The organism is Variovorax sp. J22P240 (assembly GCF_030316855.1).
Taxonomy (GTDB): Bacteria; Pseudomonadota; Gammaproteobacteria; order Burkholderiales; family Burkholderiaceae_C; genus Variovorax.
The window spans coordinates 187,253-210,106 of sequence record NZ_JASZYR010000010.1 but is presented as its reverse complement, the minus strand read 5'-3'; the positions used below and the strand labels follow the sequence as shown (position 1 = coordinate 210,106).

The 22,854-nt window shown below is 67.3% G+C and carries 21 protein-coding genes; 7 read left to right on the top strand and 14 right to left on the bottom strand.

The genetic code is table 11. The features are described 5' to 3' along the window. Positions 1-211 precede the first annotated feature (211 nt). On the bottom strand, positions 212-802 hold the full coding sequence (locus QTI24_RS22405; RefSeq protein ID WP_286603491.1) for a hypothetical protein: 591 nt from the start codon (positions 800-802) through the stop codon (positions 212-214). A 445-nt stretch (positions 803-1,247) separates the two neighbouring features. Here QTI24_RS22405 and QTI24_RS22400 point away from each other — a divergent pair, with 445 nt between their 5' ends. After that, a complete protein-coding gene (locus tag QTI24_RS22400; RefSeq protein WP_286603490.1) occupies positions 1,248-1,646 on the top strand; it encodes a hypothetical protein in 399 nt (132 codons plus the stop codon). 31 nt (positions 1,647-1,677) lie between these two features. Here QTI24_RS22400 and QTI24_RS22395 read toward each other — a convergent pair whose 3' ends face one another. The 9 genes from QTI24_RS22395 to QTI24_RS22355 all read right to left on the bottom strand — a co-directional run bounded on the left by QTI24_RS22395 (position 1,678) and on the right by QTI24_RS22355 (position 11,800). Then, positions 1,678-2,001: a chaperone modulator CbpM gene (locus QTI24_RS22395; protein WP_286603489.1), complete on the bottom strand. Its 324-nt coding sequence runs from the start codon at positions 1,999-2,001 to the stop codon at positions 1,678-1,680. Between the two features lie 5 nt (positions 2,002-2,006). Then, positions 2,007-2,966: a DnaJ C-terminal domain-containing protein gene (locus QTI24_RS22390; RefSeq protein ID WP_286603488.1), complete on the bottom strand. Its 960-nt coding sequence runs from the start codon at positions 2,964-2,966 to the stop codon at positions 2,007-2,009. A gap of 25 nt (positions 2,967-2,991) precedes the next feature. Next, positions 2,992-3,606: a histidine phosphatase family protein gene (locus QTI24_RS22385; protein WP_286603487.1), complete on the bottom strand. Its 615-nt coding sequence runs from the start codon at positions 3,604-3,606 to the stop codon at positions 2,992-2,994. A 36-nt stretch (positions 3,607-3,642) separates the two neighbouring features. Beyond that, on the bottom strand, positions 3,643-5,211 hold the full coding sequence (locus QTI24_RS22380) for a phospholipase D family protein (RefSeq protein ID WP_286603486.1): 1,569 nt from the start codon (positions 5,209-5,211) through the stop codon (positions 3,643-3,645). A 57-nt stretch (positions 5,212-5,268) separates the two neighbouring features. Further along, entirely contained in the window at positions 5,269-5,913 is a 645-nt protein-coding gene (locus tag QTI24_RS22375) for a CDP-alcohol phosphatidyltransferase family protein (protein ID WP_286603485.1), read from the bottom strand. A gap of 95 nt (positions 5,914-6,008) precedes the next feature. Beyond that, positions 6,009-6,779 carry a glutamine amidotransferase gene (locus tag QTI24_RS22370; protein ID WP_286603484.1) on the bottom strand — a complete coding sequence of 257 codons (771 nt, stop codon included), beginning with the start codon at positions 6,777-6,779 and terminating at the stop codon, positions 6,009-6,011. A 7-nt stretch (positions 6,780-6,786) separates the two neighbouring features. Next, positions 6,787-8,220: a GTPase/DUF3482 domain-containing protein gene (locus QTI24_RS22365; RefSeq protein WP_286603483.1), complete on the bottom strand. Its 1,434-nt coding sequence runs from the start codon at positions 8,218-8,220 to the stop codon at positions 6,787-6,789. After that, positions 8,217-9,590, bottom strand: a complete 1,374-nt coding sequence (locus QTI24_RS22360; RefSeq protein WP_286603482.1) for a DUF2868 domain-containing protein — start codon at positions 9,588-9,590, stop codon at positions 8,217-8,219. The genes QTI24_RS22365 and QTI24_RS22360 overlap by 4 nt, the downstream gene beginning before the upstream one ends. A gap of 338 nt (positions 9,591-9,928) precedes the next feature. Continuing rightward, positions 9,929-11,800 (bottom strand): ABC transporter ATP-binding protein, encoded by a 1,872-nt coding sequence (locus QTI24_RS22355; protein ID WP_286603481.1) that lies wholly within the window; start codon positions 11,798-11,800, stop codon positions 9,929-9,931. A gap of 152 nt (positions 11,801-11,952) precedes the next feature. Between QTI24_RS22355 and QTI24_RS22350 the strand changes: the two genes are divergently transcribed. Both QTI24_RS22350 and QTI24_RS22345 read left to right on the top strand, forming a co-directional pair. Then, entirely contained in the window at positions 11,953-12,777 is an 825-nt protein-coding gene (locus tag QTI24_RS22350; RefSeq protein WP_286603480.1) for a DODA-type extradiol aromatic ring-opening family dioxygenase, read from the top strand. Positions 12,778-12,803: 26 nt separating this feature from the next. Further along, on the top strand, positions 12,804-13,682 hold the full coding sequence (locus tag QTI24_RS22345) for an alpha/beta fold hydrolase (RefSeq protein WP_286603479.1): 879 nt from the start codon (positions 12,804-12,806) through the stop codon (positions 13,680-13,682). On the opposite strand, the gene QTI24_RS22340 is transcribed toward QTI24_RS22345, so the two are convergent. Next, positions 13,679-14,593 (bottom strand): aldo/keto reductase, encoded by a 915-nt coding sequence (locus tag QTI24_RS22340; protein ID WP_503011302.1) that lies wholly within the window; start codon positions 14,591-14,593, stop codon positions 13,679-13,681. The genes QTI24_RS22345 and QTI24_RS22340 overlap by 4 nt on opposite strands. A 100-nt stretch (positions 14,594-14,693) precedes the next feature. On the opposite strand from QTI24_RS22340, the gene imuA reads away from it, so the two are divergent. The 3 genes from imuA to QTI24_RS22325 are packed head-to-tail and all read left to right on the top strand — an operon-like array spanning position 14,694 to position 20,128. Further along, positions 14,694-15,494 carry a translesion DNA synthesis-associated protein ImuA gene (gene imuA / locus QTI24_RS22335; RefSeq protein WP_286603476.1) on the top strand — a complete coding sequence of 267 codons (801 nt, stop codon included), beginning with the start codon at positions 14,694-14,696 and terminating at the stop codon, positions 15,492-15,494. Beyond that, positions 15,460-16,785 (top strand): Y-family DNA polymerase, encoded by a 1,326-nt coding sequence (locus tag QTI24_RS22330; RefSeq protein WP_286603475.1) that lies wholly within the window; start codon positions 15,460-15,462, stop codon positions 16,783-16,785. The genes imuA and QTI24_RS22330 overlap by 35 nt, the downstream gene beginning before the upstream one ends. Next, entirely contained in the window at positions 16,778-20,128 is a 3,351-nt protein-coding gene (locus QTI24_RS22325; protein WP_286603473.1) for an error-prone DNA polymerase, read from the top strand. Before QTI24_RS22330 ends, QTI24_RS22325 begins: the two co-directional genes overlap by 8 nt. Here QTI24_RS22325 and QTI24_RS22320 read toward each other — a convergent pair. From QTI24_RS22320 to QTI24_RS22310, 3 genes are read right to left on the bottom strand one after another with little or no spacing between them, the layout of a single operon-like run. Further along, positions 20,125-21,108 carry a S1C family serine protease gene (locus QTI24_RS22320; protein ID WP_286603472.1) on the bottom strand — a complete coding sequence of 328 codons (984 nt, stop codon included), beginning with the start codon at positions 21,106-21,108 and terminating at the stop codon, positions 20,125-20,127. The two genes, QTI24_RS22325 and QTI24_RS22320, sit on opposite strands and share 4 nt — an antisense overlap. 7 nt (positions 21,109-21,115) lie before the next feature. After that, on the bottom strand, positions 21,116-21,493 hold the full coding sequence (locus tag QTI24_RS22315; RefSeq protein WP_286603471.1) for a response regulator transcription factor: 378 nt from the start codon (positions 21,491-21,493) through the stop codon (positions 21,116-21,118). Continuing rightward, positions 21,490-22,371: a S1C family serine protease gene (locus tag QTI24_RS22310; protein ID WP_286603470.1), complete on the bottom strand. Its 882-nt coding sequence runs from the start codon at positions 22,369-22,371 to the stop codon at positions 21,490-21,492. Before QTI24_RS22310 ends, QTI24_RS22315 begins: the two co-directional genes overlap by 4 nt. Positions 22,372-22,456: 85 nt before the next feature. Here QTI24_RS22310 and QTI24_RS22305 point away from each other — a divergent pair, with 85 nt between their 5' ends. Then, a complete protein-coding gene (locus tag QTI24_RS22305) occupies positions 22,457-22,840 on the top strand; it encodes a hypothetical protein (protein WP_286603469.1) in 384 nt (127 codons plus the stop codon). Positions 22,841-22,854 lie beyond the last annotated feature (14 nt).

Below are 22,854 nucleotides of genomic sequence, written 5' to 3'. Positions count from 1 at the left end.
ACTTGGCAAGGTCGTTGCCGATCTGGATGTAGGTGCCGGTCTTCGAAGCGGTGACGATCTTGTACTCCGCCCTCGGCGCAGCGGCTGCGGACGACAGGAAGATCATCCCCATCAGCACGGTCAGTAGGGTTGTGATTCGCATGCTGGCTCCATCGAAGGTTGGTAGTCGCGCCAGGCGATGCCTGGCCCCTTGCTGCTGCTCGCTGTCTGATCACTTCTGGCACAGGGCCAGCGCCGCAAGCGCTTCATTGCACTCTTTTTCCTTCGGATCCGCTACGCCAATTGCGGGCGCAGGGACTGCGGGCTTCGGCGCTTCCTTCGCGGCAGGGGCAATCGGGGCGGCCGATTCCACCAGTCCGATTGCATTGGACGCCTTCACTGCGGCGTTTCGAAGCTGGTCACGGCGGGCGGCCTGCGCCAGGATTCGCTGATCGAAGGTCTCCCTCAACTCCAGCACGCCGGGGTCATCCGCGTGGTCGACGTCCAAAGTATCGAGCACGCGTTCCGCCGCTGCCAGGTCGCCACGGCTCAAGGCGCTCTGGACCCGCGCGATATTCGCCTTGAACTCTCGCTGCCTGCCGGCATCGCTTTCATTGTCGAGATAGAAGTGATCGAACATCAGCGCGATCACGAGGACTGCCAGCGTCGCCACGATGGCGATCACGAGGCGGAGCGACACGACGGAGTTGCTTGCCCAGTTCCTTGACCCGCGGCCCCCGCCCGCTACTTCCTGCTGCCAGACGGCGCCAGGGCGGACCTGCCCGATCTCGGGGTTCGTTTCGTCATTGGTTGCGCGGGTCAAGACGAGACTGCCTACAGGCTCTTCCTCTGGCTGCACCGTGTCCGCAAAATCCACCTGAATGGGTGCCAGGGCCCGGCCTCTGGCCGACCTTGCGCCAGCAGTGTGAGCCGCGGCACTCTGGATTGTCTGATCAGTACCGCAGAACCGGCAAAACCGGTCCCCTTCCTGCAACAGAGCAGCGCAATGCTTGCAGGACATCGGCGTAGACGAGGGCTGATCGGCCAGGCTCTCCATGACTCGGAACAAGGTTGATGCTCGCAATGGAGCGATGCCAGTCTCATTCTGGACCCGTGTGGCGTCAATCGGCCATCCGTCGGAGCCCCCGCCAAACTTACCTTTTCGGCTATTTTTTCTTCGGGAAATTCCCTGCAAAAATCCGTCGTTCTCGCGACTCAAGTGTTGCGAGGATGCCAAAGTACATGGCACTCGCGGGCTACCATGGCCCATGGACTGCACGACCTATATCGAGGCCGAACTGGACCTCTATTTCGCTTGGCTCACCCAGTTCGAAGCCAGTATTCCCCGCGCGCACGACGTCGTCTCGAACTGGTACACGAGCCACGTGCTTCAGGCCTACACGCGCTACTCGTGGTTCAAGCCTTCCACGCCGGGAGCGCCTGCCCTGTGCCTGGCCAACATCACCTTGGCCGACAGCGCCAGGGGCCAAGGCTACTTCGCCAGGTTCGTCGAGCGCTTCACCCATGGAGGCGATGGCTTGCAGGCGCGAGTGCTGTATCTGGAGAACATCGCCAGCCCCCGGTTCGAGGACAAGCTCCTCCGGATGGGATTCCAACGCTGCAATTACGGGACAGGCGAGTTCTCGGCCTACTACCTGGTGCGATAGCGCGATCGCGATCGCGACGTTGCCGGATCGCTCAGATTTCCCTGTCCAGCCCCTGCGCGCGCAGGACGGCCTTCAAGCGCCGCACTTCGTGCTCCAGATCGAGGATCAGCGCGGCGGCCTCGAGGCCCACGCCGAAGTCGCGCTCCAGCCGTCGCGCATCGAGTGCGCATTGCAGGTCGCTGCTGTGAAAGCGCCAGTCGTCCGGCCGTTGGGCCGGCGTGTGCGACGCGATGATGCCGACCTCGACCAGCTGAACCACCCACTCGATCTCCGCCCCGCAGGCGTGGGCGAGTTCGCCGGCGGCGAGCGGGTGCGACGCGCTCAAGGTGGTGCTTGTGACGGAAATGGTAGCCATGGTCATCACACTCCGAGGTGGCGGCGCGGATCGAAGGGCGCCGCCTGTGCGAGTTGTTCATAAGCCTTGCGCGCGGCCTCGGTGTCGGCCGGCGGCAACGCAATTTCGAGGAGCAGGTAGAGGTGGCCTGGCGGCTTGCCCGGCAATCCACGCTCCTTGAGCCGCAGTTTCAATCCGTTGCGCGCATTGGGCGGCACCGTGACCTCGACCACGCCGCCGTCGGGCGTCGGCACTTGCACCTGTGCGCCTAGCGCGCCTTCGGTTGGCGTGATCGGCAGCGTCATGTAGAGGTCGCGATCCTCGATGCGGTAGCGCTTGTGTGGCGCGATGCGCACTTCGAGGTAGAGGTCGCCGGCCGGCTCGCCGCCATGGCCTGGCATGCCTTGCCCGGCCAGGCGGATGTATTGGCCAGGATGCACGCCGGGCGGAATCTTCACGCTCAGCGTGCGGGTTTTCCACTCGGGCCGGCCCTGGGCGTCGATCTCCTGTGAACGCAGCGTGATCTCGCGCTCGGCGCCCTTGAGCGCGTCTTCCAGCGCGATCTCGATCGCCGCATGGTGGTCCTCCCCACGGGCACGGTAGTTCCTGCGCTCGGCGCCGCGTCGCTCGGCGGCGCCGAACAGTGACGAGAAGAATTCGCTGAATTCCGCATGGTCGGCCGGTCCCTGGTGCGGGCCGCGATGGAACTCGAAGCCTTCGTCCCATCCCGGCGGCGGCTGGAATCCTCCATCCGGGCTGCCGCCGCGCGCCACGTGATCGGCCAACTGGTCGTAGGCGGCACGCTTTTCCTTGTCGCGCAACACGTCGTTCGCCTCGTTGAGGTCGCGCATGCGCAGTTCGGCGTCCGGCTCCTTGCTGACGTCCGGGTGGTACTTGCGCGCCAGCTTGCGGTAAGCCTTGCGCACCTCGTCCTCGGAGGCGCCGCGTTCGAGCCCGAGGATCTTGTAGTAGTCCTTGAAGTCCATGCCGATGAATCCGTGGGGGGGTGGGCTAGGCCAAGGCTGCGCCGCCGTCCACGGCCTGCAGGAGCGGCTTCACGCGCCATGCAGAGCCGCTTCGTTCGAAGCGCAAGGGTTGCGCGTTGCCGAGCACGCTCATGTCGATCGGCACGCCGAGCAGCGCCGCGAGCACATAGAGCGATCCGCCGTGCGCCACGATCAGCACGGGCGCCGGGTGCGTCAAGGCTTGTTCGAGCGCGATCCGCTTGCGTGCGACGAACTCGGGCAGCGTCTCGCCGCCTTCGGGCTCGCAGGCCCAATCGATGTCGGCGGACGAAGTGCCGATCAGCGCGCCGAAGTTGCGCTCGCGCAGGCCCTCGAACACCACCGGCGCCATGCCATGCGGAGCCGACACCGTGTGCGCCGTGGTCAATGCGCGATTCACGTTGCTGCTCGCGATGCTGCGGATCGGCTCGCCGGCGAGCAGTTCGGCCGCGCGAGCGGCCTGCTGCAGACCCAGCGCGCTCAATGGCTCATCGGTCGTCTGGAAGATCCGGCGCGCGTTGCATTCGGTCTGTCCGTGGCGCAGGAAGTAGAAGTGGTCGCAAGCAGGTGTCAGCGGCTGTGCGGCTGCCAGCTTGACGAGTTGTCGAAGGCCGTCGTTCATCAGGTCAATCAAAAGAGGGCATGTGGGGCATCCACCCTACAGCATCCATTCGATGGGCAGGATCTCCAGGAAGTTGATCCAGCCACGCTTGAGCGCGCCCGAGCCCGGCTCGGTCGTGTAGATCGTCTCGCCTTGCGGTGTGCGGTCGATCCATTCCATGCTGCCATCCGGCTTGAGCCGAACCTGGTAAGCCGCCTTGGGGATCGCGGTGTCGAGCTGCTGCGCAAGACGGCCCGCCAGCACCGGGCTGTCGATGATCACGCCCATTTCCGTGTTGAGGTGCGCCGAGCGCGGGTCCAGGTTGAACGATCCGACGAAGATCCGGTTGCGATCCACCGCAAAGGTCTTTGCATGCAGGCTCGCGGCCGAACTTGCGCGGCTGCCGCTTCCGGGCAGACCTCTGGCTCTGTCGTCGTCCTTCTCGGGCGGTGGCACGCCGATGCCCGGCTTCAATTCGTAGAGCGTGACGCCGGACTGCAGCAGTTCCTTGCGGTACTTGGAGTAGCCGGCGTGGACCGGGCTGACGTCGGTCGCCGACATCGAGTTGGTCAGCACCCGTACCTTGATGCCGTTCTGCGCCAGCGTGGTCAGGGACTTCGTGCCGCCCTTGCCGGGTACGAAGTAGGGCGATACCAGGTCGAGTTCGTTCTGCGGATTGCCGAATGCTTCTGTCAGCAGCGGCAGCATCTGCAAGTCCTTGCGATCGGTCGTGTCGAGCACCTTGGCCGGGTTGTCGTGAATCACGCGCGCCGTCGTCCATTCGAAGCTGAGCTGGTTGTCAGTCAGTTGGCGCAAGAGCGGGGTCCGCCGCACGGCCTCGACGTAGCGCTGGGCCTCCGGGCTCTTGTGGACCTGCTCCCATTTCTGGAGCAGGCGCGCTGCGCCGTCGGATTCCGCGGGCGGCAACAAGCTCGCGGCGGGATAGGCGGAGGCGCTGTTCCAGAACAGGTCGAATTCCTTGGAGACTTCGCGCACGACGGGCCCGACCGCCATCACGTCGAGATCCTGGAAGCCGACTTCCATGTTGGCGCCGTAGTACTCGTCGCCAACGTTGCGGCCGCCCACGATGGACACCTGGTTGTCCGCGGTGAAAGCCTTGTTGTGCATTCGCCGGTTGACGCGCGAGAAATCCATGGCGAAGTCGCCGACCCTGAAGCCGCGGTTCGCGAAGGGATTGAAGAGGCGGATCTCGATGTTGGGGTGTGAGTCGAGCGCTGCAAGGGTCGGGTCGAGGCCGCCGGTGTTGGCATCGTCGAGCAGCAGGCGAACGCGCACACCGCGTTCCGCCGCCTTCCAGATGGCTTCCCACAACAACTGTCCAGTCGTGTCGCCATGCCAGATGTAGTACTGGAGGTCGAGGCTTCGATCGGCGTATTGCGTGAGCAAGATCCGGGCGGCGAAGGCGTCCTCGGCGACGGGGAGCGGATGGATGCCGGACTTGCCCGGGTTGGCCGATGTGAGCGTTCGGACCGACTTGCCTAGTCGGGTGTCATTCGTGTTCGTGAATGCGGCGGACTCTGTGCGCTCGAAGTGCCCAGGCAAGCTGGCACAGCCCGAGATCAACAGCCCAAGAAGGAAGGCAACCAGTACACGCGATGAAATCATGGATTGGGCCTGACTCGGCGACGACTATGTGCGCATTCTAGGCACGCCCCTGGTTTGCTACAGCTTGGGAATGCGCAGGGTCTTGCTGATCATCAGCGTGCCCGACAGCGCAAAGAGCAGTGACAGCGGATGAAGCACCCACGGCCCGAGCAACCACTCACCGCCCCAGATGGCATCGCCGATGCGGCCCTGCCATGCGGCCAGCGCGAGCACGCCCACGAGCACCACGCTGGTCGGGATGGGAGTGCCTTCGAAGTACTTGACCTTGTCGGCGCCTTCGGAAAGCGCTTCGGCCGTGACGTTGTAGCGCGCGAGCCGGCTCACGCCGCAGCACACGAAGTAGATGAGCAGCACGCAGTCCCAGCCGCCGTCGAGTCCCGCGGCAAAGGCGAGGGAGGCGGGCATGACGCCGAAGGAGATGACGTCGGCGAGCGAGTCGAGTTCGCGCCCGAGGGCCGAATGGGTTTGTCGCCAGCGAGCGATGCGGCCGTCGAACACGTCGAAGATGAAGGCCGCGGGCGCCAGTGCGGCTGCCCAGAGGAAGTGGGTGAGCGAATGGCTGGCCATATACGCCATCGCGAGGAAGACGGCGCCGACGCCGCATGCCGCGTTGCCCAGGGTGAACACGTCGGCCAGGTGGAAGCCGCGGATCATCGAGAAGTGCTTTCGGACGGGGGCCGATGCGGGAGATGAAGGGGGCATGGGTGCTTTCGTTTGGAAAGTTGCGGGACACATTAGCGCAAGGGCGTTCCGGGCGGTGTAGTCGCATTCTGATGTCGCGTGCGCCGCGCGGGGGCTCAGGCGCCGCCGGGTCGCGCCGCGGCGTCGTGCGCTTCGGCGATATGGGCGAAGCGTTCGAGCAGGCAGGCCGCGGTCGCCGTGCCTGCGACCCGGTCGCGCAACGCCGCGGGATCGACGCCCTCGGCGCGCAAGGATTGCGCGAGCTGCTCGACGTAGCCGCGCATGATGTCGGCGTCGAACTCGGGGTGAAACTGAACGCCCCACGCGTTCTCGCCGATGCGGAAGGCTTGCGTGCGCTCGAAGTCGTTCCCGGCGAGGCGCACGGCGCCCTCGGGAAGCCGCAGCGCGCTCTGGCGGTGCACCACGTGCGCGTCGAAACGAGATGGCAGGTCATGCATGAGCGGATCGTCGGCGGCCTCGGGCGTGAGTTCGACCTGGACCGTGCCGATCTCCATGCCGCCCGGATGGTCCCCGGCCTCGCCGCCGAGGGCACGGGCCAGTAGCTGGTGACCGAAGCAGATGCCGAGCACGGGGGTTCGGCTGGCGACGAGTTGCGAGAGCCACGCGCCGGTGGCCTCGCTCCAGGGTTCGCGATGCGAGACCATCGCGTGAGACCCGCTCACGATGGCACCGGAGATTTCCGCGGGCGAGGGCAGGGTGTCGCCGCGTCGCGGGTCGAGCACCACAACCGGCAGGCGGGTGTCGCCGAGGCCTGCGGCCATCCAGTGCTCGAAGTCGCCGCGGCGTTCGCGCAGCGCATTGAAGGTGTCGCCGAGCTTGATGATCGCGAGGGGACGAGGGGAGAGGTCTTCCATGCGCGTGATCATGCCGCACTCATGCGGGAACACGCTGCTCGACGACCTCGATGGCGCCTGCGACCCGTTGCGCCACCTGCGCCACGAGATCCTGCCTTTGAGGCGCCTCGCGCCAGCGCAGGCGTGTGCCGGACTCCCAGTCCGAATGGCTGCGGGCCGGTTGCGCGGCGCGAATTACATCGGCGATCGTGCGATGGGCCGCGTCTGTTGCGCTCGTTGCGCCTGCACCTGCGTCGATCCGGTCTACGGCCGCGTGACCGCGCTGCTCCAGCGCTCGCAGCAGGCGGAGTTGCCAGCTCAGGAGCACGAACAGCACCCGGTCTTCCACGGTGAGTTCGTGCACATCGCGCAGCTTGTTGGCGAGCTTGCGGCCCAGTGGGCCCCACCCCTGCGACACTGCACCACCGATGGCGCCGCCGAGCGCCGCGCCCGCGCCGAGCGAGAGGCCTGCAAGTGCGAGGTCCGCGACGACGCCCACCGCGGCGCCGACCGCAACGCCCTTGCCGAGCAGGATGCCTGCGTCCTTCAAGGCCTCGGGATGGAAGAAGTCCATGGTCCATCGACCTTCCACCAGCGGCAGAGCGGCTTCGTCCGCATCGCCTTCGCGAAAGCCGTAGAGCGCGAGCAAATCGTCGGCGCAGCGCTGCGCCTTTTCGAACAGGTCTTTCTGCAATCCGTTGACCAGGCGCCGGCGGCCCTCGGCGTCGGCGAACTCCGTGGCGGAGGCCGTGCGGCGCATGGCGGTCGCGTCGATCAGCAACTCTGCGATACGCGTGCTCGCAGCCTGCCGACGCTGCCTGAACTCGGCGTCGAGAAATGCCGCGACGCCATCCAGCGTGCCGCGTCGGTCGCGTAGCAAGGTCGACAGATCGCGATAGAGATCGCGCTCGGCGCCGACAAAGGGTGCCGCTGCATCGAAGCGCACCACCACGTGCAACCCATAGGCCGAAAGCAGCTCTTTCCAGGCGGCCTCTCGGCTCGTGGCACGGCCCACGAAGTTCAGCACGGGTAGGACGGGGCGTGCGCAGGCGCTCAGCAGTTCGATCTCCGCGCGGAACTTGGGCAGCACGGGTTCGCGCGCATCGATGACGAGGAACGCGGCATCGACATCGAGCAGGGCGCGGAGCACTTTGGCCTCCTGTTCGAAGGCGCCATGCGCTTCGGGGCCTTGCAGGAACTGTCGGATGCGGTCGGGCGGCGTCAGGCTTCTGTCGAAGTCTTCGAGATGCTCGCGCAGTGCGACGGCGTCCTCCAGGCCGGGTGTGTCGAAGAAGCGCACGGCGGGCGCACCATCGACCACCAGATCGACCGACTCGACATGGCGTGTGGTGCCGGGCCGCTCCGACACTTCACCGAAATTCACGCGCCGCGTGAGCGTGCGCAGCAACGAGGTCTTGCCGGCGTTGGTGTGGCCGACCACGGCGATGCGGATGGGGTTGGAGGGCTTGTTCATGCTCCGGTCCAGCCGTGAAGCATGGGTTCGAGCGCATCGCCAGCGTGCAGGCCGTCGAGTCCGGCATCGGCCAGCCAGGCGTGCCAGCGCTGCCGGGCGGTGTCGTCGGGCGCAGTGCCGAACAGCCACAGCCGGCATTCGCCACTCAAGGACATGACCTCACGCAGGAAGCGTTCGGTGCCGCGGTCCGGACTGGATGCTGCATGGCAGCCGACCAGCACGCGTCGGGGGCGCACGCGAGCCAGCGTGTCGAGCAGTTCGCGCCGGGCGTTGGCGCTGCCGTCGATGCGCATGGCCTGCGCGCCACGCATGTCGAGCGCGGCCGGCGGCCACGGGAGTTCATCGGGCAGTTCGAAGCCGACGGCCATCAGCGAGTCGGTGGTGTCGCCTGCTGCCAGAGCATGCGTTGCAAGGTGCGGCAGCTGGCCGGGATCGGCGTCGACGATGTGCGGTGGCGCGAGCGCGTCCAGGCGCGCGAGCAGCTTGCGGTAGTAGGCCTGAGACAAATCGGGCCGAAGTGCCTTCTTGCGCACCTGCCACACGGCCGCGCAGAGCAGCGCAAAGACCACGCGTGGCAGCAAGCCGTAGACCACGATGCAGCCGGTGAGCCATAGCGCCCAGGCGCGCTGGCCCGAGGCGGCCGCCAGCGGCGAGCGCACCGCCTGCGCATCGGGCACCGGGAAACCCAGCCACGCGGGCGCGCGCCCGAGAAATTCCACGCTGCGCACGAAGAAGTCCGGTTCGAGAATCGTGGTCTGCCAACTCAGCGTGTAGTTGCGAAACGCGAGTGCGAAGAGCATGGCCGCGAGCACCACGGCGAAAGAGAGCGTCCAGATCGCATGGCTCACGAAGCCCAGCGCCCAGGGTAGCAATCGCGCACGGTTCAGCAGTCGCGTGATGGCGCGCAGCAGCACCGGCGCCTGGCCGCGCTGGCCGCCTGCCACGCGCGCCGTGAGCGTCAGCCAGAGCCAGCCGAAAGACGCGTTGAACGATCCCAGCGGAACGACCAGACCGACCAGCCACGCCACCAGCGTGATCAGGTGCAGACACAGCAGACTTGCCAGCGCGACGACGACGTTGATCTGCCCGGTCCCGCCGAGCACGTTGCCCGCGAGCGTCAGGCCTGCGATGACGATGACCGCCACCAGCCCCAGCAGGACCCATGGAGACCAGGCCCGCGCCCGGGCCCATTCGTCCTGCAGTCCGATACGCTGCCCGAGAATCCGCGCGCGCTCGACGATTCGGCGGCCGGGGTCTTGCTGAAGGCGCATCGCCTCTCGCAGGGCTTGCGCGTCGTCGAGCGGGCCGGCTTCCTCGACCAGTTGCACCGCCTCGGTGATCGTCGCGTCCTGGAACGGAGAGGGGTGCACCACGGGATTCAACGGCTTCCTTTACAACACAGAGCAATGCCGGCGCACCGGAGGGGAGCGCGAAATTATGCCCGTGCCAAGTTGGCCGATCGCCCATGAAAAACGGGGCCGCTCGGCGGCCCCGTCAACCCCGTGGCCGGGGATACGAAAGAGGAAACGGGTGTTCTCAGCGGAGGCCGAAGAACGAAAGCACGGCGACGACGACCACTACCAGACCGACGATGTAAATGATGGAATTCACGGTGGAAACTCCTCTTTGTTGAAGACGAAGCCAGAATGCCCGCCGACCAGGGGCGACGATGTCGGCGGGCGTCACCGCGCCCTGTAGGACTTGCAAGTCAGACCGTCGAGGGTTCCGCGACCGCGTAGTCTTCTTCGTCGCTGCCGTCCCCCAGAAAGCCGCCGCTCTGGTGGGCCCACAGGCGCGCGTACAGGCCGCCTTTCGCCAGCAGCGTCTTGTGATCGCCTTCCTCGACCACTCGGCCTTCGTCGAGCACGATCAGCCGGTCCATCGCCGCGATCGTCGACAGGCGGTGCGCGATCGCGATCACCGTCTTGCCTTCCATCAGGCGATAAAGACTGGCCTGGATCGCGGCCTCCACCTCGGAGTCGAGTGCGCTCGTGGCCTCGTCGAGCAGCAGGATCGGCGCATCCTTCAGCATCACCCGCGCGATGGCCACGCGCTGGCGCTGCCCGCCGGAGAGCTTGACGCCGCGCTCGCCCACGTGGGCCTCGTAGCCGCGGCGCCCGTTCGGGTCGCCGAGCGTCTCGATGAATTCGTGCGCCTCGGCGCGGGCGGCGGCCGCGCGGATGGCCCCGTCCCTCGCATCGGGCTTGCCGTAAGCGATGTTGTCGGCGACCGAGCGGTGCATGAGCGAGGTGTCCTGCGTGACCATGCCGATGTGGGCGCGCAGGCTGTCCTGCGTGACGTGGGCGATGTCCTGTCCGTCGATGAGGATGCGGCCGCTGTCCAGGTCATGGAAGCGCAGCAGCAGGTTCACCAGCGTCGACTTGCCCGCGCCGGAACGGCCCACGAGGCCGATCTTTTCGCCGGGCGCGACGGCGAGCGTCAGGTCGTCGATCACGCGCCTGGCTCCGTCGCCGTAGCGGAAGCTCGCATGCTCGAAGCGCACCTCGCCGCGCGGCACATCCAGCGTGCGTGCATCCGGCGCATCGAGCACGGTGCGCGGGCGCGACAGCGTCTTCATGCCGTCCTGCACCGTGCCGATGTTCTCGAACAGGCTGGTCATCTCCCACATGATCCAGTGCGACATGCCTTGCAGGCGCAACGCCATGGCCGTGGCCGCGGCCACTGCGCCGACGCCGACCGAGCCCTGCGACCAGAGCCACAACGCCATGCCCGCCATGCCGGCGGTGAGGCCCATGCTCAGCGTGTGGTTCACGATCTCGAAGGCGCTCACCAGTCGCATCTGGCCGTAGCCGGTGTGCATGAATTCCTTCATCGCCGCGCGTGCGAAGCCGGCCTCGCGCTGCGTGTGCGAGAAGAGCTTGACGGTGGCGATGTTGGTGTAGGCGTCGGTCACGCGGCCCGTCATTGACGCACGTGCATCGGCCTGGGCTTTGCCGACCTTGCCGAGGCGCGGCACGAAGAACACCAGCGAACCAATGTAGAGCGCGAGCCAGATCAGGAAGGGCAGCATCAACTGCCGGTCGAGCACTGCGGCGAGCACGATCATGGTCGCGACATAGACGCCCATTGCCACGAGCACATCGGCCAGCACGAAGATCGTGTCGCGCACTGCCAGGGCGGTCTGCATGACCTTGGCGGTGATGCGGCCAGCGAACTCGTCCTGGTAGAAGGCCATGCTCTGGCCCAGCATGAGCCGGTGGAAGTTCCAGCGCAGCCGCATCGGCAGGTTGATCGCCAGCGTCTGGTGCTTGACGATGGTCTGCAGCGCGACCACGCCGATGCTCGCGAGCAGGGCGATGCCGAGCCACATCAGCGTGGTGCCGCGGTCTTCCCACAAGCGCGCTGGCACCTGGTCGCCGAGCCAGTCGACGATACGGCCCATCATGGCGAACAGCAGCGCCTCGAAAGCCGACATCACAGCCGTGAGAACGGCCATGGTGGCGATCGGGCCCCGCAGCCCGCGCGTGCAAGCCCAGAGAAAGGCGAGGAGCCCGTGCGGCGGCAGCGTGGGCTCGGCGGGCGGGTAGGGGTGAAGCAGTTTTTCGAAGAAACGGAACAAGGCGGGCTGTCTCCAGTGAGGCGCCACTGTACCGGCGGCCGGGGTGGTTCGCGCGCAGAGGGTTATGGCCCGTCCGCTTGCCGGCCGCCCAGTTCTTCGCCGAGGAAGTCGATGAGGCTGCGCAACTAGACTGATGCCCAAGGAGCATTTCGATGAGCACACACCTCTCGACCCTTCCCACCTATTTCATCTCCCATGGCGGCGGCCCCTGGCCGTGGATGAAGAAGGAAATGGGCCACGCCTACGACCAGCTCGAAGCCGCCCTGGCCGACATGCCCCGCCAGATCGGCCGCACGCCGGCTGCGATCCTGATGATCTCGGCGCACTGGGAAGAATCCGCCTTCACGGTGATGGGCAACCCGCGCCCGCCGATGATCTACGACTACGGCGGCTTTCCCGAGCACACCTATAGCGTGCGCTACGACGCACCCGGCTCGCCCGAACTCGCGCGCCGCGTGCAGGCGCTGATCGAGGCGGCGGGGTTGCCCGCGCGGGTGGATGCCGAGCGTGGCTTCGACCACGGCACCTTCGCTCCCATGGCCGCGATCTATCCGAAGGCCGACGTCCCGGTGGTGCAACTGTCGCTGCGGCGCGGGCTCGATCCGGCCGAGCACATCGCGCTGGGCCGTGCCATTGCGCCCCTGCGCGACGAGAACGTGCTGATCGTCGGCAGCGGCCTGAGCTATCACAACCTGCGCCAGTTCGGCCCGCAGGCGCGCGATGTGTCCAAGGCCTTCGACGATTGGCTGGACGAAGCGGTGGTCGCCGAGACGCCACAGCAGCGGGTCGAACGATTGCTGCAGTGGTCGACGGCGCCGGCGGCGCGCATTGCACATCCGCGTGAGGAGCACCTGATTCCGCTGATGGTCGCGGTGGGCGCGGCCGAAGGCGAAGCCGGGGAGCGCATCTATCACGAGGATGCCTTCATGGGCGGCATCGCCGTGTCGAGCTTCCGCTTCGGAGCGGCGGCGGCCTGAGCGCCGGTGCGCGGCACAATGCACCGGTGCCTTATTTCTCGACCTTCGATCCCCAGGCGGAAGCCGACGCGCTCCGCCTGATCGCGCGCATCGACGCGCTCTCCACCCATCACGATGCCGAGCATGGCGGCGTGCGCGTACGCTGGCGCCGCTTCGGCAATGACGACACGCACCCGCCGCTGGTGTTGCTTCACGGCGGCCACGGCAGCTGGATGCACTGGCTGCGCAACGTCGAGGCGCTCTCGTCCACGCACACGCTGTGGCTGCCCGACATGCCGGGCTTCCATGATTCCGACACGCCGCCGAAACCGACGTCCGGTCAGGCGGCGGTCGATCCGCTGCTCGATGCACTCTCCGGAACGCTCGACAGCCTGATCGGAGCGCAGACCGAGATCGACCTCGGCGGCTTCTCCTTCGGCGGCCTGGCGGCTGCGAAGTTCGGGGCACGACGCGGCGGTATCCGTCGGATTGCCTTGCTGGGCAGCGGCGGCCACGGCACGCTGCGCCGCATGACAGTGGAGATGATCAACTGGCGCGCCGCCGAAGACCGCGACGAGGAGCGCGCGGCGCTCTTGCACAACCTCGCCGCTCTGATGCTGCACGACAAGACGGCCATCGATGCGCTGGCTTTCGCGATCCACGACATCTCCTGCCATGGCACGCGATTCCGCAGCAAGGACATCTCGCTCGCGGGGGGATTGCAGGTGGCGCTGGATGCCATCGGCGGGCCGCAACTCCTGCTCTGGGGCGAACACGACGTGACCGCCGATTCGCGCCCGCTCGTCGCGCAACTCGCAGCCGGCCACCCGCAGCGCGAAGGCGTGGTGATCGACGGCGCCGGGCACTGGGTGCAGTTCGAGCGCGAGGACGAGGTCAACGCGCAGTTGCTGCGGTTTCTCGCCTAGCCCGGCAGCGAAACATCCTTGCGGCGCCAGAACGCCGCATCCGGCACAGGGCCCGCGCCGGCCGCTGCGTTGTCCGCCATGTGCTCGGGCCGGCTCGTTCCGGGAATCGTGCAGGTCACGGCAGGATGGCTCAGCACGAACTTGATCAGCACCTGCGCCCAGGTCGTGGCGCCGATCTCGGCGGCCCAGCCGGGCAGGGGCTTGTCGCGCAGCCGGCGCAGCAGCCCGCCGCCGCCGAAGGGCATGTTGACGATGACCGCAACGCCGCGTTCCGCCGCCAGCGGCAGCAGGCGCTGTGCCGCTTCGCGCTCGTCGAACGAATAGTTGATCTGCAGGAAATCGAGCTTCTCGGCACGCAGCACGGCCTCGACCTCGGCATAGGCCGACGCGGTGTAGTGCGTGATGCCGATGTAGCGCACGCGGCCCTTGTCCTTCCAGCCGCGCAAGGTCTTGAGGTGCGTGCGCCAGTCGACGAGGTTGTGCACCTGCATCAAGTCGATGCGATCGGTGCGCAGGCGCTCGAAGGACTGTTCCATCTGCGCGATGCCGGCATCGCGGCCGCTGGTCCACACCTTGGTGGCGAGAAAGGCCTTGGCTCGCTGGTTCGACGCGGCCAGGAGATCGCCGGTGACGGCTTCGGCGCGGCCATACATCGGCGAACTGTCGATCACCTTGCCGCCCGCGGCGAACAACGCATCGAGTACGCCCGGCAGGCGCTGGTACTCGGCGCTCCCGGCCGCGACGTCGAAGCCGATCCAGGTGCCGCAGCCGACCACGGGCAGCGCTTCGCGGGTGGAGGGGATGGGGCGGGTGTTCATGCGGAGAGGTCCTGATGTCTGGGCCGACGCGAATGGCAGTGATGCGCCGAGGGACAGGCCAGCTCCGAGGCGCAGGAAGTGCGATCGACGAATCGGATGGGGGTTCATGATTCCGAATGATCGTCTCGGGAATGCAAAAAGAAAAACCCGGCATCCCAAAATACTGTATAAAAATACAGTTACTCGATCCATCATGGGCCTCCCTTCCCTCGACTCTTTTTCACCCTCCGCGCGGCACAAGGTCTGGCGCGGGGATGAGCTGGGCATGGCCGATGCGCAGGTCATCGCCACCGGCCATGCCCCGCTCGATGCGCAGTTGCCCGGTGGCGGCTGGCCGGTCGGGGCGATGACCGAACTCTTGCAGTCCGCGCCCGAGGCGCATTCGTGGCAACTGCTATTGCCGGCGCTGGCGCATGCGGTGCGGGGCGGCACGGGGCCGGTGGCGCTGATCGGTGCGCCCCATGAACCTTTCGGCCCCTCGCTGGCGGCGCACGGCTTGCCGATCGAGTCCTTGCTGTGGATTCGCAGCGAGGCGGCCGCCGCACGGCTCTGGGCGTGCGAACAGGCGCTTCGCTGCGCCGACGTGGCCGCTGTGCTGGCGTGGCTGCCGCAGGCGCGCATGGGCGATCTGCGGCGGCTGCAGCTCGCGGCGGCGCAGCACGAATCCCTGCTGTTCGTGCTCCGGCCCGCGGCGTCGGCGTCTTCCACGTCGCCGGCCCGTTTGCGCCTGCAGGTGGCGCTCTGCGAGGAAGACAAATCGCGGCTCGATGTCCACATCCTCAAGCGTCGAGGGCCGCCGCTGGCCTCGCCCATCCAACTGCCGGCATGCGGCGAACGCATGGCCGCGCTGCTGGCGGCGAGCCAGCTCCGGCGCAAGCTGCTCCGTCAGCAGCAAGGCGTGCCGCAGGCAATCGGCACAGCCACGGTGGTGCGCATCGACCTCCACCAAGGAAAACGACATGCACTGGATCGCGTTGCGCTGGCCGCAGCCTGAGGCGGAGATGCGCATGCCGCCGATGCCCTCCGACGAGGCGCTCGGTTGGTGGGCCCTGCAGTTCACCCCGCGCGTCGCCTGGGTCGACGAGGCGCTGCTGCTCGAGGTGTCCGCCTGCGAGCGGCTGTGGGGCGGGCGGCTGGGCCTGATGCGCCAGATCCTGAGCCTCAATCCCGCGCCGGTGCGCGTTCAGCAGGCGCAGGGCGCGACTTGCCTCATCGCGCTCGCGCGACTGCGGATGTTCGCGCGCGGCGAGCAGCCTCCAGCCGATGTGCCGTCCGGGCTGCCGCTCGACACACTGAGCGCCGCGCGCGATCACCTCGAGGTGCTGGCGCACCTCGGCTGCCGCACCTGGGGCGAGGTGGCGGCATTGCCGCGTGGCGGCCTCACGCGGCGCTTCGGCAAGGATCTGCGCACCGCGCTCGATGCAGCCTACGGATTGCGACCCGAGAGCCATCGCTGGCTCACGCTGCCCGATGTGTTCGAGCAGAAGCTCGAACTGCCCGCACTGGCCGAAGGCGCACCCGAACTCATGTGGTCGGCCAATCGCCTGCTGTCGGCGCTACAGATCTGGCTGCGTGCCCGGCAGCGAGGCGCGCGTGCGCTCGAACTGCAATGGACGCTCGACCTCAAACGCTTCAACGGCGTGAACCTGCCGCCGCACCAGCTCATCACTGTGCGCACTGCCGAGGCGACGCAGGACATGGCGCACCTGCGCCGCTTGATGGCCGAAAAACTGGCGCTCACCACGCTCGCTGCACCCGCAAGCTGGCTGCGACTGCGTTCGCTCGAAACCGATCCTTGGGCTGGCGCCAGCGAGAGCTTCCTGCCCGAGGACAACCGCAAGGGCGACAGGCTCCATGAAATGGTCGAGCGGCTCAGCGCGCGACTCGGTCCGCAGCAGGTGCTCGTGCCCGTGGCGCAGGCCGATCACCGGCCCGAGCGCAAGCAGACATGGCAACCCGCCTTGAACACTGGCCGGCGCAGCGAAGCCCGTTCGCGGAACACCGTGGAACCAGCTTCGCCTACGTGGCTGCTGCCCGAGCCGCTGCGTCTCGACATGGATGGCGAGCGCCCGTGCTACCGCGGACCGCTGCGTCGATTGATCGGCCCGCAGCGGGTGGAGGCTGGCTGGTGGGGCGGCGTTGAAGACGGCGGCCGGCCTGCCGTGCGCGATTACTACGTCGCCGAAAGCCCCGAGGCCGGCCTGGTGTGGATCTTTCGCGAGCGCCCGGCCGCTTGCTTCGCTGAAGGCGAAGTTCGCTGGTACCTGCAAGGCCTCTATGCCTGAACTCAGCGACAAGAAAGTCCGCGCGCTCACGCTCGCGGCGATGCATGCGTTGCCGAAGCGGCAACCGCCCGTGCCTGGCTTGCCAGGGTATGCCGAGCTTCATTGCCTGACGAGCTTCAGCTTCCAGCGCGGCGCGTCCACGCCCGAGGAATTGGTGGAGCGCGCCTACCAACTCGGCTATGCGGCGCTCGCGATCACCGACGAATGCTCGGTGGCTGGGGTGGTGCGCGCACATGTCGGCCTGCGCGAACTGCCCGCCAAGCTCGATGCCTACGAGCGCGACCACCCTGAAGAGCCGCCGATCCCGCGCAACCCGGACTTTCGCCTGCTGTTCGGCAGCGAGTTCCGCTTCGAGCGCTTCAGGTTCGTGGTCATTGCGAACGACACAGAGGGCTGGGGCAACCTCTGCGAGTTCATCACCGCCGCGCGCACCACCGAACTGCCCAAGGGCGAATACCGCGTGAGCTGGGAAGACAGCGACGTCGCCTCTCTGCAGCATTGCCAGATTCTTTTCGTGCCCGACCGAAAGCCCGTTGGCACGGTCGATGTCGCCACGCTGCACGATGACCTGATCGCGGCGAAGACGCTTTATGGCGGCAGCCTCTGGCTCGCCGTCGAGATGCTCAACGAACTCGACGACGACCTCTGGTTCGTCACGCTGGTCGAGGCCGGCGCGCGGGCCGGCGTGGCGCTCGTGGCGGCCGGCGATGTGCACATGCATGCACGCGCACGCAAGCCGTTGCAGGATGTGCTCACGGCAGTGCGCGAAGGCAGGACCGTGGCCGAGTGCGGCTTCGCGCTGCAGCCCAACGCCGAGCGCCACCTGCGGCAGCGCGTGCGGCTGGCGGGGCTCTACACGCAAGAGATGCTCGCGAACACGCTCGAAGTGGCCGGACGTTGCCGCTTCGATCCCGAGGTGATCCGGGAGAACTACAAGTACCCGCTCGAAAGCGTGGGCAACGGAGAAACGCCGGCACAGACGTTGGTGCGCAAGACTTGGGAAGGCGCACGCGGGAGATATCCGGCAGGCATCCCGGAGAAGGTGTCCCAGCTGCTTGAGCGCGAGCTGCAATTGATCCTCGACCTCGAATACGAGATGTTCTTCCTCACGGTCGAGGACATCGTGCGCTTCGCCCGTTCGAAGGACATCCTCTGCCAGGGCCGCGGCTCCTCGGCCAATTCGGCGGTCTGCTACTGCCTCGGCATCACCTCGATCAATCCCGACAAGGGCCACCTGCTGTTCGAGCGCTTCCTGAGCCGCCATCGCCGCGAGCCGCCCGACATCGACGTCGACTTCGAGCACCAGCGGCGCGAAGAAGTCATCCAGTACATCTACGAGAAGTACGGTCGCGAGCGCGCCGCCATCGCCGCGGTCGTGATCTGCTACCGCTCGCGCAGCGCGTTGCGCGACGTGGGCAAGGCGCTCGGCGTCGATGCGCGGCTTGTCGACGAATTCGCCAAGGACCACTACTGGTTCGACGAGACCGTGCTCGGCGAGCAACTGCAGGCAGCCGCCGTGCGCGCGGAGGTGCAGGAAGACCCGCTCAAGCTGCAGCAGTGGATCGAACTCACATGCGAGCTCAAGGGTTTTCCGCGCCACCTGAGCCAGCATGTCGGTGGCTTCGTGCTCACCCATACGCGGCTCACGCGCCTGGTGCCGGTGGAAAAGGCTTCGATGAAAGATCGCTCCGTCATCCAGTGGGAAAAGGACGACCTCGAAGCCATGGGCATGCTCAAGGTTGACGTGCTCGCGCTGGGCATGCTCAGCGCCATCCGCCGCGGACTCGAACTCATGAACCACTGGCGTGGCACGGCGCTGCAGATGCACCAGATTCCCAATGACGACCCGGAGGTGTTCGACATGATCTGCGACGCCGACACCGTCGGCGTGTTCCAGATCGAGAGCAGGGCGCAGATGTCGATGCTGCCGCGCCTGAAGCCGCGCACCTACGAGGACCTGGTGATCGAGGTTGCGATCGTGCGTCCGGGGCCGATTCAGGGCGGCATGGTGCACCCCTATCTCAAGCAGCGCGAGCGGGTGCGCAAGGGGCTCTCCATCCACTACGAGAAGGACGAACTGCGGCCCGCGCTGGAGCGCACGCTGGGTGTGCCGATCTTCCAGGAACAGGTCATGCAGATTGCCATGGTCGCAGCCGATTTCACCGCCGACGAGGCCGATCAATTGCGTCGCGCCATGGCCGCATGGAAGCGCAAGGGCGGTCTCGGGAAGTTCCACGACAAACTCGTGAATGGCATGGTTCGCAAAGGGTACAAGCCCGCTTTTGCCGAAGCGATCTTCAAGCAGGTGATGGGCTTCGGCGACTACGGCTTTCCCGAGAGTCATGCCGCGAGCTTTGCCCTGTTGGTCTGCGTCAGCAGTTGGCTCAAGTGCCACGAGCCCGCCTGCTTCCTGGCGGCCTTGCTCGATTCGCAGCCGATGGGCTTCTACAGCCCTTCGCAGCTCGTGCAGGACGCGCGGCGCCATGGCGTCGAGGTGCGGCCGGTCGACGTCACGGCGAGCGAATTCGACAGCAGCCTCGAAGGTCGCACGCCTGGCGCGCCGCGCATGCCGCCTGGCGCCGATGCGCGCCATGCCGGGCGCTTGGGCAATGCCGACCCGCCCGCCGTGCGTCTGGGGCTGAGCCGCATCGCCAGTTTCAGCAAGGCCGGCGCCGAGCGCCTTCTGGCAGCGCGCGCACTGGCCCCTTTCACCAGCACCGAAGACCTTGCCTTGCGCGCCGAACTCGACGCCAAGGACATGGCGGCGCTGGCCGCCGCCGATGCATTGATGTCGCTCTCGGGCCATCGCCGCCAGCAGGTGTGGGACGCCACCGCCCAGCGCCGCGCACCCGCCTTGCTCAAGGGTGTGCCGATCCACGAGCCCACCTTGCAACTGCCCGCCGCGCCCGAAGGCGAGGAGATCCTCGGCGACTACGTCTCGCTCGGCCTCACGCTGCGCCGCCATCCGCTCGCATTGCTGCGCTCACGGCTCGCCCGCATGAACCTGATGAGCGCGGAGCAGTTGCGCCCGCTGCCCAGCGGCCAGACCGTGCGCGCCTGCGGCATCGTCAAGGGCCGCCAGCGCCCGCAGACCGCCAACGGCACCATCTTCGTCACGCTCGAGGACGAGACCGGCAACGTCAATGTGATCGTCTGGAGCCACGTGATCGAGGCCTGGCGCGAGCCGTTGCTCAAGTCGACGCTGCTGGCGGTGCAGGGCACGTGGCAGCGTGATGTGGACAGTGGTGGCGAGGTGCGGCATTTGGTGGCGACGGGGTTCAGGGATCTCACGCCGATGCTGGGCAGGTTGGCGCAGGCGAACAAGAGCCGGGATTTTCACTAGGCGGGTCGTTCGTGCGCCGTCACGGTCCGCGTGATGAGTCGGCCTTCGCGCAGCAGAGACACCTCCACGGGCCGCCCGATGCGGTCCGCGCCGAGCAGGCGCAGAAGGTCGTCCGCGCCTTCCACGACCACATCGTCCAACGCAAAGAGGATGTCGCCCACGCGCAGGCCTGCAAGCTGCGCCGCGCCGCCGGGCTGTACCTCGCCGATGCGCACGGCGTTGGCGCCGGAGTGAATGGCCAGTGACACGCGCCGGGGCAGGGGCACCGTCTGCGCCGCAATGCCGAGGTGCGCGCGCCGTACGCGGCCGTGGGCGATGAACTCGCCGATCACGAAGCGCGCCGTGTTGCTGGAAACCGCGAACGCAAGCCCCTGCGCGCCGGCGATCATGGCCGTATTGATGCCCACCACCTGCCCGGATGCGGCCACGAGGGCGCCGCCGGAGTTGCCCGGATTGAGCGCCGCGTCGGTCTGGATCACGTCGTCGATCAGGTGCCCGCTCTGCGAGCGCAGCGAGCGGCCCAGCGCCGACACGATGCCGGCAGTGATGGTCGATTCGAATCCCAGTGGATTGCCGATGCCGACGACCAGATGGCCGCGCCTGAGCATCTTCGAATCGCCGAGCGTCGCGGTGGCGGCGCCGCGCGGAAGTTCCACTCGCAGTAGCGCGAGATCGGTGGCGGGGTCTTCGCCGAGCACCTCGGCTTCCCTGTCGCCGGCTTCCGGGAGTCCGATCCGTACGCGGCGCGCACCGGCGACGACGTGGCTGTTGGTCAGCACCAGCCCGTCGCCGGCGATGACCACGCCCGAGCCCAGGCCGCCGCGTCGGTCGGGCGTGCCGCCTTGCACGCGCACCACGGCTGGCCCGACGCTGTCGGCCACCGCCGCGACCGCGTGCGAATAGGCATCGATCAGGGCGTCCTGGTTCAGATCGGGAGCGCTGCCTTCGGCGGAGGGCGAGGGGGCGTTGTCGTCGAACATGGTTTTCTCAAAGATGGATGACACCCTGCCGCACTGCCTGCGCCACTGCGTCCGTACGGCCTGTGGCGTCCAGCTTGTCGAGCAGCGAGCCGACATGGAACTTGGCCGTGTGCATCGAAATGCCCAGCCGCCGGGCGATGGTCTTGTTGGATGCGCCTTCGGCCATCAGGGCCAGCACTTCGAGCTCGCGCCGGGTCAGCGTTGCCTCGGCGTCGGCGGCGGGCACGGCGTGCGCCGGCACCACCGCGACATCGGCCGGCTCGCCGCGCTGCGCGACACGCAGCCCGGGCACATCCGACAGGGACGCGAGCAGGCGCTCCGACAGTTCCACGTCGGCGATATCGACCGCGATCACGATCGGCTCCGTGACGCCCGTCTTGTTCAATCGTCCGGCCTTTCGCCAATGGTGACGTTCGCCTCGACGGGCTCCCCGGCACGCCGCAGCGACAGCGTCACGACGGTGCCCACGCTCGCCGGGCCCAGCGCTCGCAGCAGCGCCTGCACGCTGCGCACCGCTTCGCCGTTCCAGGCCACGATCACGTCGCCCTGGTGAAGGCCAGCCTTCGCAGCCGGCCCGTCGCGATCGATGGCCATGACCATCGCGCCGATGCCCTCGGGTTCGATCTTTACGGGTTGGAGTCCCACACCCAGGTAACCGCGCGGGACCCGGCCGTGCGCTGCGATCTGCGCGGCGACCCGATCGATCGTCGCGCCCGGAATGACCAGCACGCGCCGGCGTGGCCCGAACACGCTCATGCCGATGGCCCGGCCCTGCACGTCCATTGCCAACCCGCCTTCGGCGATGCGCCGCAGGGTCAGCCCGAGTTCGATCCGTGCGTCGATCTCGCCGCCGCGCAAGCTGCGCCAGGCGGGGCCCGACAGCGAGACCACGCCCGCCGCCGCGACAGGTGCGCCGGCGAGCGACCCGACCGTGAGCGCGATGGAGCCGGCGCGCACCGGCGACAGGTCAAAAGCGATCGGGGAGGGCGCGTTGCCTTCGATGCGTAACAGAGCGATGTCGGTGCCGGCATCCCGACCAACGAGCTTCGCGCTGGCGTTCGCGCCGCCCGGCAGACACACCGTCACGTCCGCGTCGTCGGGCAGCGCCTCGTCGCAGGTGACGACCAGCCCGTCGCGCCAGGCAAATCCGCTGGAGCGCGAGCACCCGGTGTGCACTGCCACCACGCTGCCAGCTGCAGCGGCCACCGCCTCGGCCATTGCCGCGGACAGTTGTTCGAAAGATGAGGACATCGTGTCGGCCATGGGAGCTCCTAAGATGGCTTCATTGTGTGAATGCGCAAGGGGCTGACGCTACTGCCCGGATGGGCAGGGTGTGCATACTGGTCCGATGAAGCTCGAACCCTTTGTCCGCGTCGACGAAACGCCGTTCTCGGCCTCCAGGGAAGAGGTCTTGCGGATGTGGGGCGTGCCGACGAGAACATGCCGCAACGGCATCGGGCTCAATGAGCTGGACTATGAATCGATCGTCTTCCGCTTTCAGGACCGCGGCAGGCTGGAAGAGATCACGATGCAGGCGCCGGTCGTGAACATCGGCAACGTGTCGGTGCCATTCGCCGCACTCTCTTCTTTCGTTCGCGCGACCGATCCGTCGGTGTTCGAGAGGGCGGGCTTTCTCGTCAGTCCTGTGTTGGGACTGGCCTTCGATCCGGCCGAGCCTTGCTGGATTACCGCGCTCGCGGCTCACTGCATCGACTCCTGGCTCGCGATATGAACGGACCCGCCACT